A 13,100-nucleotide genomic window follows, 5' to 3' on the forward strand; every position below is an offset into this window, starting at 1 on the left:
TCAGGCGCTCTCTCGCGCAACGCCATTGAAGGCCCGGTCGACGGCAACTGGCCGGACGTGCCCTGCACCATGGGTTCGGGTCTTCGTGGGGTCAGCAGTGGTGTCCAGTGCCGCGAGCACCTCGGGGTGGGCGGACAGGTCCATACGGATCCGTTCCACCCCTCCCGCGCCGTCGCTGAACACGAACTCACGGGGCCCTCGACGACCCGTCGCGGTCGGCCGCGAGAGCGACTCGAAGATGGCCTCGTATCCCTGACCCGGCTGGATGCCGGGGATGAACCGCAGGGCATCCTGTTGTGCTGTCTCGTCGGTGAGTCGGCCGATGAACGCTGCCGACACGAGGTTCGCGAGGTCCAGCCGCAGCAGGTCGGAGGGGTTCTGGCTGGCCATTAGCACCCGGGTGTTGTGCTTGCGGCTGTCGCGACCGGCGCGTTCGATGAACCGGCGCCCCGTCGTGAACGTCGACAGCGCCCAGGCCTCATCGATGAAGATGCCCTTGCGGGCATGCACGTCGCCGAGGTACATCGCTCGCTGGGCCAGCCAGGCGGCCATGTAGAGCACGCACATGCTCAGCCGCTCGTCGAGGTCCTCGCTCCCCTTGGCGTTCTCGTCGGGGAACGTCAGCCCGCGCAGGGAGTACACGGTCAGGAGCGACTCCTCGGCGTCGTAGTCGTTGCGGTATCCGGGCGGGAAGAGCAGCCGCCCATGGCTGGTCCGCGCGGCCTCGGCGAGGAAGTCGTGCATGTAGCCGGCGTGCCGTTGCAGCTCGGGGTCACCGTCAACTCGCCCCAGCGCGGTGACCACCTCGGAGAGGCTGGACGTCACCGTGGCCGATACAGCGCCGACCGCACGCATCAACGCAACCTCGGTGAGCACGTGGTCCTGCATCTGTCGCGGCAGGACAGACCTCAGCACGCTGCTTGCCAGCAGTCGTCGGGTGGCCTGAGCGTTGACCTGGGCTACGCGCCATTCAACCTCGTTGTAGTAGTGCTCGCGGCGGGGTTCGGCGATGACCCGGTACGCGCAAAGTGCTCCGGGGGCGGCGTCGAGCAGGTCGACCGACTTGGAGGCGGCGGCGAGCTGAGGCAGCCGGCACAAAGCAGTGAGCCTGCCCGACGGGTCGAGGACGGTCCACGAGACGCCCTGCATGACAGTGCGGTAGATGATGTTGCCGCCGGCGGTCGACTTGCCGCCGCCCAGTCCCGCACAGATGACCGCGAGCCCGGATTCCTCAGCTTGCTCGGTCGCCTTCCACGGCTCCCAGGTGACCACACTCGACGACGTGCCGGACGTCTCACCCAGGTGGATGCCGACACGGTCGCCGACCTTCGCCGTGGCGGTCGGGACCGCTGCAGCCAAAGTCGTCACCGGCATCCGGCGCCTGTAAGCCGTCGTTGCCAGCTTCTCCCCCGGGATGAACTCCCGGGCCACCGCGTACTGGTCGGCGGGCCGGGAGATCGTCACCTGCGGAGCGAAGAGCTGACGCACCGCGGCGGCCCTGTCGAGCGCCTCTTCCTCCGAGACCCCAGACACCGCGATGCGGTACCAGCCGGCGGTGCGAGTACTGAGGCCGGACAGACCGCTCGACAGCTCGTCCTCCACGACCAGTGCCTTCGAGGCCTGCCGGTCGAGCGCCCCGGGCGCCGGCTCGGCGTGCTCGTGCTCGTAGTGCTCCTTCTGCGAGCGGATGCGCTGGATGCTGCGCCGCATCGCCATTCCCACGCGACCGGCATCCTCGATCGTCACTCTCGCCGACCACTCGACCGGGAACGGCAGCTGGTCAGTGCGCTGGATCCAGGGCACGCCTGGCGGGATATCGAGGTCCGTCATGCGCCCCACCGACAGGACACAGACGTGACGCTGGATCTCGACGTCGTCTGCCTCGCCTCGGACAATGATCGTTCGCCCGTAGGGCACCGCGGTCCAGGTGACATGGTCGGTGAACTCGTCCAGGTCGTCTTGCTCCCAGTGCGCGACTTCGGCCGCCCCCAGCGTTAGGGGTGCCGGCAGACCCAGTGAGCAGGACCGGTGGAGCAACCATTCCAGTTGCCGGGGTGATGCGGGCGTCCCCTCGAACCCCGGGTGCCGGAGGAGGTCGTCGACCTCACGGATCGGCCTGGCCATCGCGGCGACCTCCCTATCTGCCGCTCTTCCGGCCAAGCCGCTCAGGGCGTGCAGAACTCGCCGGGACGTCCCTAGGTCAACACCGAGGTAGACCTCCTTGTCCGCCATGTTGCGCCTGGCGAGCTGCACCTGATCGCGGATGAGGTGCTCGGGCCAACCCGGCAACGGGGCAGGGGCATTCGCGTCGTGCGCCTGCGCCCACCTCGAGACCGGGTAGGGCCGCGTTGTCACTCGAAGGTGCAGCTTTCGCTTCGTCAGCTGTGCGAGCGCGTCGGCGGTGTCGACGATGAGCCGCTCGCGGGCATTGTCAGGGCGGAACGACCAGCCCTGTGGCGCGAGCTGGTACCAGGCAGTGACCCGGTCACCCGCCACCGTGCAATGCCCGGTGATCCGCCGCAGCGACAGGCCCCGGCTGCTCATCGTGTGGCCCGGTCGTTGAGCTCCGCGACGGCGGAGTGGCGCCCCCGGCGCCGGATCCGGCCCGGGCGCGGGGGGACAGCGCGGACCCGGGCCGGACGCAGGATAGAGGTCTTCCCTCGCTTCTGGGCACGCGGTGCGTTGACCTCGTTGATCAGCCCGCGCAGGACCGCACTAAGCGGCCGGTCATGGTCCACCACGCGCAAAATGACCTTCGTTACGCCCACCGTAACCAGCAGCGTGTACGCCAGCGCGAAGAACCCGACACCAATACCGAGCCGGCGTTCGGCGATCTGGAGCAGGACGAAGACCGCTGCGCCAACGCCGTAGGCGACGTAGCGAGCGCGGAATGGCAGCGTCTTGCCCGGTGGGCCGAGCCAGACGGCGTTGACGTCGTAAATCTCATCGTCCACAGGCAGGCGCATCGTTCAACCCGTGACGAGCGACGCGAGCCAGGTGCCAACCTCGTCGGCGCGACCGCTGCTTGCCACGCCAAGCACCGCAAGCGCCACGATCACGCCGGCCACGACGCGCATTGCCTTGGCGTTGTCTCCACGCTGGGCGAAGACGAAAAGCATGACAGCGATGAGTAGGAGGAGCAGCGGGATGATGTTGCCCTTGATCCACGACTGCAGGTTGGCGGTGTCCCCTGTGACGCGCGCGAGCGCAACGAACTCGTTCATGGTGTCCCCTTGATCGAACGGCAGAGGCCGGAAGGTCCCCTGCTATCCAGTCCGCCAGACGCGTACGCGTCGTTCAAGGAGATGTCGCAAACTGTGGATATCTCGTCAACGAGCGGCCCATGACGACCAAGGCGGCGATATCCCAGGTCTGCAGGTTGGAGGAACTGTTCGGTCTGGCTCCCCCGCTCCCCATCATCCGGGCCCGGCGGAACGCGTCAAGGGCGCCTACGGCGTCACTGCGTGATGGCCTCCGGCCACCCTTGACCCAACCCGTCGGACCCTACAGATGCTCCGCTAAGAGGAACCAGCCCGGTATGGGGCCAGGGACTCGCTCAACCGGATAGGTCAGGCTGTGCATCAACGAGACCTTGGCTGCGCTCCATCACGCAGCGATGCGATCATCCGGCGGCGTCGGCTAGGAAGGCAGAGTATTCGGCCAGACGTGACCCCTCGCCCAGTGGCGGCACGAGGTTCCCGTGCGATACCAGCTCCCGGCGGTGTGACTTCGTCGGCGGGCTATCGGAGAAAGCCCTTCGTGGGCACCTGCCGGAACATCGCATCCACCGCCTTGGGCTCCACCCGAATCAGTCGACCCGACCTGTAGGCGACCAACTCGCCATCGATGATCCGGCGCCGAAGCGTTTTCACGCTGATGCCAGTACGATCGGCGGCTTGAGCCAATGACTCGTATTGCCGCTTGACCATGCTTTAAGAGTAGAGCCACAGGTTCACGGGACTGAGGGTTACCGGTGCTGAAGGAGGGATCTGACGCAACCTCCTGCGTTGAGCGACCGCGGCGAAATACCGTGGGGAACATGGACGGGGGAACGGAGGAGGAGCGCATGCGCCTGCGCTACGCCGGAACATGCCGAATCTGTGGGTCGCAGCTGCCAGCGAAAGGGGATGCGATCTACGAACGGGTGACTAGGACGGTGCGATGTGTCACCCATGAGGTCAGTACGCCCGATGCTGTGCCAGCCGGTCACGAGCTCGACCTCGCTCTTCCTGAGGTGGTTCCTACCGGAACGGCAGGAGCGTCAGCGCGTCGGGAGTTCGAACGGCGCAAAGCAGCGCGCGAAGAGCGGATCCGTGCCAAGCACCCGAAACTCGGCGGCTTGATCCTCGCCGTCTCCGAAGAACCTCAGTCCACCAACGCATGGAACACCGGCGCACTAGGCGAGGAGAAGCTCGGCGGGGGCCTCGACCGCCTCGCCTCCGGGAAGATCCGGTTGTTGCACGACCGTCGGATGCCAAGGAGCAGGGCGAACATCGACCACCTGGCCGTGACACCGACCGGCGTCTATGTCATCGACGCCAAGAAGTACCGCGGCCGCCCGCACCTTAAGATCGACGGTGGGCTCTTCCGGCCACGCGTCGAACGGCTGATGATCGGCTCACGCGACTGCACCAAGCTCGTCGACGGGGTACTCAAACAAGTCGACGTCGTGCGCGCACTCCTCGAGCCCGAGGTACCAGTGCACGGGGCCCTCTGCTTCATAGAGGCCGACTGGCCACTGCTCGGCGGCAACTTCACCATTCGCGACGTGCACGCCCTCTGGCCCAAGAAGCTCTACCCGAAGCTCCAAGCAGAAGGCCCCCTCACCACCGAAACCATCGCCGAGGTGCACGGCATTCTCGCAAAGGCGTTGCCGGCGTCCTGAGGTGTATCCGTGCCCAAGCGGCGAAGAACGCGCTATGGGTTGGGGGGAGAATACGCCGACCGGCCGTCCCAGAATGCCCGCGCTGCCAGCCTACGAGGCTCGGCCGGTCGACAGGAGCACCGCCTATGAGGTGCCAGCTGGTTGCGCGACCTCCTCTGACTGAGCGTGTGGGTCGCTACCTCCGGCGTGGACCATTCCGATGCTCTGCCGAATTTGCCTCTATAGGATCAAGGCGGCGCTGCGCGCCGCGGCCCTGCGGGCGGCGCTGGCGCGCCGTCCTCGGTCCGGTGGTGTCTACGGCCAAACAGCGGAATGCACAAGAGTGAGCGCCACATCCAATGCTTCTAGCGCGTCACTCTCTGCGATCGCATCCAGACGGCGCTCCACATCCGGCTCAAGGTCCTCGGCGAGCTGCGCCCTCGCCATCAGAGATGACTTGTGGAGAGGAGCCTTGAAATGCGCAGACACCTTCCTCGCCTCGTTGAGGGCGCTCAACCGCGACAGTAACTCCTGCGTAATCACACCCCTGTCGGCTGCCGTCGTCATCAGTCTCCCCAACCCCCATCGCTCCCATCTCTCCGGAAGATCGTCGGAGATCGACAGGATGCCCGCGAGGTGTCGCTCGCAGGCAGCATGCGCGCACATGAGCGAGGCCAGGCTCTGCCCGCGAATGAGACAGAGTGCGCTCTCGTGGACTAGCCACATGGTCTCTAGGCCTCCGTGGAACAGTTGCCCCCAGCCAGTCTCGTGCCTCGTCTCGATGTCGCGGACAAGACCCCAACGGCGGGCCCGTTCCCGTCGCGTTGCGCGGTCCTGAAGGAACAGGCGCGCGACCAAGCCGTCCGCCGAGTCGACTGGCGATGCATCCAACCACTCCTCCAGGCGCTCTGCCAGGGAGAGAGCGCGCACACCTGGGATCGGTAGCTGTAGCTGGTCGACAATCACGGCAGGACCGTCCACATCCGAATTCAGCACCAGGCACCCCATCCTTCGGTCGGAGTGGCACCAACCGCCCTCATCGGAGGAGCCACAGCGGATATCGTTCCACTCATGCCTCCCAGCCGGCGGACCGGCGCGACTCCCTTGACGATTGCACCCCCCCTTCACGATGTCCTCGCGGACATGGGCGCGAAATACCGCGCCGATCCGGTGGCCGCCGTACGCAGCCAAGCCTTTATCAAGACCCTCCATGATCATCTCGCGGGCGAGCTGGACGCCTCCCTCCTGGACAGCGCTCGGCGGGAAGGCGTGCAGGTCATGAAGGAGGTGAAACTCTTTGGTTCCCATAAGCCCAAGGATGCGGACGTTGCCGTGGTCCACCCCCACAACGGGCCATTGATGATCGTCGGCGTGCGCAGCCAAATGAGTTCCATTGGGAACAATGTGTTGGAGTACTACCAAGGAATAGTTGGCGAGTGCATCAGTTTGCAGGACCGGTTCCCTATGGCCGTAATCGGATACGTTTACCTGCATCCGAAGGTGAGTAAGAAGTGGAGAACCGTCAACGGGAAGAAGGTCCTGGGAGACGAATTCCCCGATCATGCTCGCTACGCCAAGATGTACAGCGCCATTACCGGACGTGACGGCACCTCTTACAAAGACATTCGAGGCGTTTACGACCAATTCGCGTACATGGTAGTAGATTTCGACGCCAAGCCTCCGACCGTCGACGACGGGCTGGTACAAGCTGGCGTTCCTCTCGCAAAGAATGACCTGCGTGTTTCCACGTTCACAGATCGCATGATCAGCACCTTTAAGGACAGGCACATCTGGATGGACATGTTCCAGTAGGAGACGGGTTCAGGGCCCGCGCCGCACACCTTCGCTAGGACCGACAATCCGCCACGCCGCTCCCGGCGAGATCCACTTCCGACCCTCTTGATCACAATTAGGGCATGCTGCACGCATGCGCGTCAGCCTGGTGACTCAACCGTTGACCCATTCGCCCACGGCCGCCATGGTGATCGCTGCGCTGGCTGCGGACGCCGAGATTGACCGGATTGACATCGCCGTGGCCTGGGCCAAACGAAGCGGGTTCAGTCAGGTCGCGGAGAGCCTGCGCTCGTTCACCTCGCGCGGAGGCATTCTCCGAATCGTCACGGGCGTCAGCCAGGGAGGGGCGACTCGTCAAGGCCTAGAGCTCGTGGCCGAATTGGCGACTGAAGCGTACATTGTTCACCATGCTGGGAGAACCTTTCACACTAAGGTCTACGCCGGCTATGGTGATGATCATGCCACGCTATTGGTGGGATCTCACAACCTTACCCTTGGTGGCCTTGTAACCAACTTCGAAGTTGGCGCGCTGTTAGAGGCGGACAGATCCTCTGCTTCCGACGAGGTCGTGGTCCAACAATTCCAAGAATACATCGACACTCTAATAGGTGACGACGAGGCCACAAAAGAGCTCACCCTTGGAACCCTCGCGCAGCTCATTTCTGATCCTAGATACCTAGTTGGAGACGAGGACGCCCCGGACAGGGCCAACGGGCGAGCCGCGAGTGCGGCAGGAGGAGGCGGGAACTCACTCTTTGGCACTTCGACGCTGAATCTCCGAAGGGCAGCTGGAAGTCGTACCGGTCCGGGCTCGTCTGCTGCCACGACGAAACGTGTCCCAACGGCCGGGAATCCGACCGCATCGCCAGCAACTGTTCTGCGACGCTGGTACAAGCGCGTACCTGCGTCAAGCGTGAGCCGGGTGGGAGGCAACACCAACCCCCAAGGGCACCTTACCCTCACGCAAGGTCCAGGCATCCCCGGGCAACAACCCCACCCGATTAGACAAGGCACGTACTTCCGCAACATCTTCTTCGGCGATGCCGCTTGGGCACCAGGTAGACGAGCAACCACGGAGGTCGCGACAGTGACTGTTGAAGTTATCGCCAGAGGAAAAGATCTGGGAACGTTCAACTTGGTCGTTGAACACAACACCCTGTTTGAGTCCGGCCAAGGGAACCGGTCCTCGTTTTTGCACTGGGGAAGCACCCTGAGCGAGTACCTGCGAAAGCGAGTCGATCACACGGGAGATATCGTCACCCTGGAGAAGCTCAGCGACGGCACCTACCGTCTAACTCTCGACCGCCATGCGGTTGGACCCTTTCTGTAAATGCCGTCCGGACCCCAGTCGCACGTTTGCACTACTGAGCAGATTCACGCCACCGAGTGAGAACATCCACTCCGTCGCGGATGAGCTCAACCTCTCGATCCGACAGCGCGAGCCCCCCGCGGAGGACCGCCTCGTCACCCAGTTCGTATGCCCCCCGGATGTCCCCAGACTTCAGGCGCTGATCGATGAGCACCGCGTGCTCGGAAGTAGAGGCCATAGCAATGCGCACCTCTGAGGCCTCGCCCGGGATCATCACCATGACACCACCACCCAGCGAGTGAACTCTCAATTCGCACTCGAGCAAGGTCAGCGACGTATACCAACTGGCTGCAATCAGCGCGGGGTCTGAACCCTTAGACAGGTACCCGCACAGCAAACTATTACTCGCTACGCACCCTGCGTCGTTGACCATGAGGAGGGGGGTGGAGCTGAAAACGGACAGAATCAAGTCCGGCGTCAGCACTCCAGGCACCAGATACCATGGATCACGCACTTTGCACTTATAGCGATTGGCGACGCCTCTCCGAGCCCCTTCGGCAACGTAGTCTGCTTCCGCGGCGGAGAGTCCTCCTTTTGATGCGGGGTGGAAGAGCGTGTCGTAGCTTGGCATGTGAGACGTGAACAACCCTCTGCCCCGGAGGCTGCGAGTCGTTGTCACAGCTCGTCGGAGCACTCCCCGCGGCAGCTTGTATGCCTTGACCGTCTCTGGACTGGGATGAAAGAACGTCTTATCCCCTGATACGTAGCCAATTCTCAACTTCATTACTTCGGCAGCCGGCCGCGTTATCGGGGCCAGCCGATCAAGAAGGTCACGTAGTTCTTGGGCAAGTAGGGCTCGGACGAAATCGCGTTCACCCTGGACAATCCGCTCGACGTCCAAGGTGGAAACGGTTGCGGGACGATGGAGCGCGAGGTCGGCCACTGCTTCGTAGGTCTCGAACTCCACTGTTGAGCTCCGGCCCCCATGGCCATCCGCAAAGAGAAGGACCACGTCTTGCAGAATGTCTGGGAAGACCCGCTCGAAGACACGTACGACTCGGAGAGATGAAAAGTTCTGTCCCAAGAACTGCCACAGTGGGCGCGCGTACCGCACGTATGTCAGTTCATATGGCAATACGAATGCCAGTCGCCCGCCTATACGCAGGAAGTTGGACGCATGAATGACGAAGGGCATCCAAATGCTTCCACTCGGCTCCATCCCTGACGGTAAGCGGTCGTGTGCGACTGCGAGCGCGCGGCTCCGTGCCGCTGAGTCCACATGACGAAGCCGCACATAGGGCGGGTTGCCGATGACAGCATCCACCGGGTGTGGCGGCTGAGCGAGGAAGTCACCGCTCACGACCTCAGATTCGTGGATCAGTTGTCCAGAAACAGCCGCGCCCACCGCGGGCTCATCCAGTTCCACACCGCGAACGTGCATCTGCTGTAACTCACGCTTCGCGGCGACTATCTTTAGCGCCCTTAGAAACGCACCATCTCCAAAGCTGGGTTCGAGGATAGTGTCCTGGTCACCGCGCAGCACCCAGTCGGCCATGTACTCGGCCGCGGAGGACGGCGTGTAGTACGCGCCCATCTGTCGCTGAATGCTCACCTGACGCTCCGACAGTGCCGTGGTCATTCGTGAGCCTCCTGGTTCTCTGTCTGCCTCACACCTGAGGGCTGGAACGGGCGACGGCCATCCTGCGATGGGTGGTGCTCCCTGCTTCGCCTCGCTGCACCATATCTACCGCGCCGCTCTGACACGGGGAGGGTTCCATCAGCGGGCAGCGAGTCGTCCCGCTGGCCTGCCGTGGCCATCGATCGCGAGAAGCACCAAGATGGCTGGTAGCGACGTGCGGCTGCCTCCGGACCACCATGACGGGCAGGCCCCGCCCCTTCGCCGTCCGGAGTCGGGGTCCAAACCGGATGGCCAACGAAACGCTGATGGAGGGGTGCGAGCGGGGACACATGGCAGGACACATGCGCCCGTGGGGGACCAGCAGCAGTCACCACCGCCCGTCGACAACTGGGCAGGTGAGGGACCACGTCAGGAACGCCCGAGCATGTTGAATTCCCAATCCGTAGGTTGTGGGTTCGAGTCCCACGGGGCCCACCACCTACACGCCCTGGCGCCCACTGAGTCCCGCTCGGGAGTCGCACGGCATCCCGCGACTCTCGCGGGGCGCCGGGCCCTGTCCAGGAACCGGGCTTCCTCGCTGCCTCGCACGGGCCCACGACCGTGACCATGGGATCCTGACGTCATGACCGATCGCAGCTGGGGGTTCCGCACCCGCGCCCTGCATGCCGGCGGGGCACCCGACCCCACCACCGGCGCGCGAGCGGTGCCGATCTACCAGACGAGCAGCTTCGTCTTCGACGACACCACCGACGCCGCCAGCCTCTTCGCGCTGCAGAAGTACGGCTCGATCTACACCCGCATCGGCAACCCCACCGTCGCGGCCTTCGAGGAGCGGATGGCGAGCCTCGAGGGCGGCATCGGGGCCGTCGCCGCCGCCAGCGGGCTGGCCGCCGAGTTCCTCGTCTTCGCGGCCCTGGCCGGGGCCGGCGACCACATCGTCGCGGCCGGCAGCCTCTACGGCGGCACCCTGACCCAGCTCGACGTCACGCTGCGCCGCTTCGGGGTCGAGACGACGTTCGTCCGCGGCACCGACGCGGTCGACTACGCGGCCGCGATCACCCCGGCCACCCGCTGCCTCTTCGCGGAGGTCGTGGCCAACCCCAGCGGCGAGGTCGCCGACCTGGCCGGGCTGGCCGACGTCGCGCACGCCGCCGGCATCCCGCTGGTCGTCGACGCGACCACGGTGACCCCCTGGCTGTGCCGCCCCATCGAGCACGGCGCCGACATCGTGATCCACAGCGCGACGAAGTTCCTCGGCGGGCACGGGACGACGCTCGGCGGCGTGGTCATCGAAAGCGGCCGGTTCGACTGGGGCAACGGCAGGTTCCCGCGGATGACCGAGCCCGTGCCGTCGTACGGCGGCATCGAGTGGTGGGGCAACTTCGGCGAGTACGGCTTCCTGACCCAGCTGCGCAGCGAGCAGCTGCGGGACGTCGGGCCCGCCCTCTCGCCGCACTCGGCGTTCCTGCTGCTGCAGGGCATCGAGACGCTGCCGCAGCGGATGGACGCCCACCTGGCCAACGCCCACGAGGTGGCGCGCCGGCTCGACCAGGACCCGCGGGTCGGCTGGGTCAGCTGGGCCGGGCTGCCCGACCACCCGCACCACGAGCGGGCGCAGCGCTACACGCCGAAGGGCCCCGGCGCGGTCTTCTCGTTCGGCGTCCGCGGCGGCCGGGACGCCGGGGCACGGTTCATCGAGTCGCTCCAGCTGTGCAGCCACCTGGCCAACATCGGGGACGCGCGGACCCTCGTCATCCACCCCGCGAGCACCACCCACCAGCAGCTGAGGGTCGACCAGCTCGAGGCCGCCGGGGTCGGCGAGGACCTGGTGCGGATCAGCGTCGGGCTCGAGGACGTCGAGGACATCCTCTGGGACCTCGACCAGGCCCTGGCCACCGCCGAGAAGGACGCCCGATGAGCGCCGCGTGGGCGCCCCCATCCGCGCAGGAGCGCAGGGCGCTCCTGCGTCGCACCCGCACGGTCGCGATCGTCGGGGCGTCGGCCAAGCCCTCGCGGGCCAGCTACTTCGTGGCGACCTACCTGCTGTCGAGCACCGACTTCACGCTGTGGTTCGTGAACCCGTCCGTGACCGAGATCCTCGGCCACCCGGTGTACCCGTCGCTCGCGGCGCTGCCCGAGGCGCCGGACCTGGTCGACGTGTTCCGCAAGGCCTCGGACCTGCCCGAGGTGCTCGACGAGACCCTCGCGGTCGGCGCCAAGGCCATCTGGCTCCAGCTCGGGCTCTGGGACGGCGCGGTGGCCGAGCGCGCCACCGCCGCCGGGCTCGACGTCGTGATGGACCGGTGCCTGAAGATCGAGCACGCCCGGTTCGCCGGCGGCCTGCACCTGGCCGGCTTCGACACCGGTGTCATCTCCGCCCGCCGCCGCTGAGGCTCGTCCGGCGCCGGGGCTCGACCCTCAGGCGAAGGTCGTGTACGAGAACGCCGGCGGCTCGCGCAGGGCGTCGAGCGCCGCGAGGTCCTCGAGCGTCGGGTCCCAGAGCCCGGCCTCGGCGTTGGCGCGCACCTGCTCGGGGCGCGTCGCGCCCGAGATGACGCTCGACACCGCGGGCTGCGCGGCGAGCCCCCCGACGGCCAGCGTGAGCATCGAGATGTCGCGCTCGGCGGCGAAGGCCTCGAGTGCCTCGATGCGGTCCCAGTCGGCCTCCTCGAGACGCCGCGCCTGGTTCTCGAGGCGCGAGCCCTGCGGTGCTGCCGCGCCCCGGCGGTACTTGCCGGTGAGCAGCCCGGAGGCGAGCGGGAAGTAGGGCAGCAGCCCCACGCCCACGGCCTCGCAGGCGGGGACGAGCTCGTCCTCGGCCACCCGGTTGTAGAGCGAGTACTCGTTCTGCGCCGAGACGAAGCGCTGCAGCCCGTTGGAGTGCGCGACCCAGTCGGCGTCCACGACCTGCCAGGCGGCCAGGTTCGAGGAGCCGAGGTAGCGCACCTTGCCCTCGGTGACCAGCTCGCTCATCGCGCCCAGGGTCTCCTCGAGCGGGGTGATGGGGTCGGGCCGGTGCAGCTGGTACAGGTCGATGTGGTCGGTGCCGAGCCGGCGCAGGCTCGCCTCGACGGCCCGGCGCACGTAGCGGCGCGACCCGTGAGCGCCGAAGTGCTCGGCGTGGTGCTCGCCCATCCCGAACTTCGTGGCCAGCACGACCTGGTCACGGCGGGAACCGAGGGCTTGGCCCAGCAGCTCCTCGCTGGCCCCGTCGCCGTAGGAGTCGGCGGTGTCGAAGAGGGTGATGCCCGCGTCGATGGCAGCGTCGACGACTTCGCACGTGCGGTCGAGGTCGATGCGGGAGCCGAAGGCGTTGCAGCCGACGCCGACGACGGACACCATCAGGCCGCTGTCACCCAGGGGGCGGTAGGTCATCTCGCTCATGCCGCCAACCTACGTCGCGCGGCGAGCCGGCCCGACGGCGCGGTCGAGAGGAGGTGACACGCGGATTCCAGGGACGGGACCTCCGCGTGTCGCCTCCTCTCGAGAAGGGA

At 66.0% G+C, this 13,100-nt stretch carries 12 protein-coding genes; 5 read left to right on the plus strand and 7 right to left on the minus strand.

Annotated features, from left to right (window positions below):
• From ATL31_RS07485 to ATL31_RS07500, 4 genes are all read right to left on the minus strand, one after another.
• Positions 1-2,544, minus strand: a complete 2,544-nt coding sequence (locus tag ATL31_RS07485; protein WP_101395220.1) for an ATP-binding protein — start codon at positions 2,542-2,544, stop codon at positions 1-3.
• Entirely contained in the window at positions 2,541-2,966 is a 426-nt protein-coding gene (locus ATL31_RS07490; protein WP_143598353.1) for a hypothetical protein, read from the minus strand. The genes ATL31_RS07485 and ATL31_RS07490 overlap by 4 nt, the downstream gene beginning before the upstream one ends.
• Positions 2,967-2,969: 3 nt before the next feature.
• Positions 2,970-3,224 carry a hypothetical protein gene (locus tag ATL31_RS07495; protein WP_101395222.1) on the minus strand — a complete coding sequence of 85 codons (255 nt, stop codon included), beginning with the start codon at positions 3,222-3,224 and terminating at the stop codon, positions 2,970-2,972.
• 516 nt (positions 3,225-3,740) lie between these two features.
• A complete protein-coding gene (locus ATL31_RS07500) occupies positions 3,741-3,929 on the minus strand; it encodes a helix-turn-helix domain-containing protein (protein ID WP_101395223.1) in 189 nt (62 codons plus the stop codon).
• 137 nt (positions 3,930-4,066) lie between these two features.
• Between ATL31_RS07500 and ATL31_RS07505 the strand changes: the two genes are divergently transcribed.
• On the plus strand, positions 4,067-4,885 hold the full coding sequence (locus ATL31_RS07505) for a nuclease-related domain-containing protein (protein WP_101397359.1): 819 nt from the start codon (positions 4,067-4,069) through the stop codon (positions 4,883-4,885).
• Positions 4,886-5,179: 294 nt separating this feature from the next.
• Here the strand turns inward: ATL31_RS07505 and ATL31_RS07510 are convergent, their stop codons facing one another.
• Positions 5,180-5,830 (minus strand): hypothetical protein, encoded by a 651-nt coding sequence (locus ATL31_RS07510; protein WP_101395224.1) that lies wholly within the window; start codon positions 5,828-5,830, stop codon positions 5,180-5,182.
• 105 nt (positions 5,831-5,935) lie between these two features.
• Between ATL31_RS07510 and ATL31_RS07515 the strand changes: the two genes are divergently transcribed.
• Positions 5,936-6,676, plus strand: coding sequence for a hypothetical protein (locus ATL31_RS07515; RefSeq protein WP_143598354.1), 741 nt, complete (start codon positions 5,936-5,938; stop codon positions 6,674-6,676).
• A gap of 115 nt (positions 6,677-6,791) precedes the next feature.
• Positions 6,792-7,988 carry a phospholipase D-like domain-containing protein gene (locus tag ATL31_RS07520; RefSeq protein WP_101395226.1) on the plus strand — a complete coding sequence of 399 codons (1,197 nt, stop codon included), beginning with the start codon at positions 6,792-6,794 and terminating at the stop codon, positions 7,986-7,988.
• Positions 7,989-8,019: 31 nt separating this feature from the next.
• Here the strand turns inward: ATL31_RS07520 and ATL31_RS07525 are convergent, their stop codons facing one another.
• Positions 8,020-9,606: an N-6 DNA methylase gene (locus ATL31_RS07525; RefSeq protein ID WP_101395227.1), complete on the minus strand. Its 1,587-nt coding sequence runs from the start codon at positions 9,604-9,606 to the stop codon at positions 8,020-8,022.
• 622 nt (positions 9,607-10,228) lie between these two features.
• Between ATL31_RS07525 and ATL31_RS07530 the strand changes: the two genes are divergently transcribed.
• Positions 10,229-11,524, plus strand: a complete 1,296-nt coding sequence (locus ATL31_RS07530) for an O-acetylhomoserine aminocarboxypropyltransferase/cysteine synthase family protein (protein ID WP_101395228.1) — start codon at positions 10,229-10,231, stop codon at positions 11,522-11,524.
• A complete protein-coding gene (locus tag ATL31_RS07535; RefSeq protein ID WP_101395229.1) occupies positions 11,521-11,997 on the plus strand; it encodes a CoA-binding protein in 477 nt (158 codons plus the stop codon). Before ATL31_RS07530 ends, ATL31_RS07535 begins: the two co-directional genes overlap by 4 nt.
• Positions 11,998-12,024: 27 nt before the next feature.
• Here the strand turns inward: ATL31_RS07535 and ATL31_RS07540 are convergent, their stop codons facing one another.
• Complete coding sequence (locus ATL31_RS07540; RefSeq protein WP_101397361.1) at positions 12,025-12,981, minus strand: aldo/keto reductase; 957 nt, start codon at positions 12,979-12,981, stop codon at positions 12,025-12,027.
• Positions 12,982-13,100: the final 119 nt, after the last annotated feature.

The sequence above is a fragment of the Phycicoccus duodecadis genome (genome assembly GCF_002846495.1).
GTDB lineage: Bacteria > Actinomycetota > Actinomycetes > Actinomycetales > Dermatophilaceae > Phycicoccus > Phycicoccus duodecadis.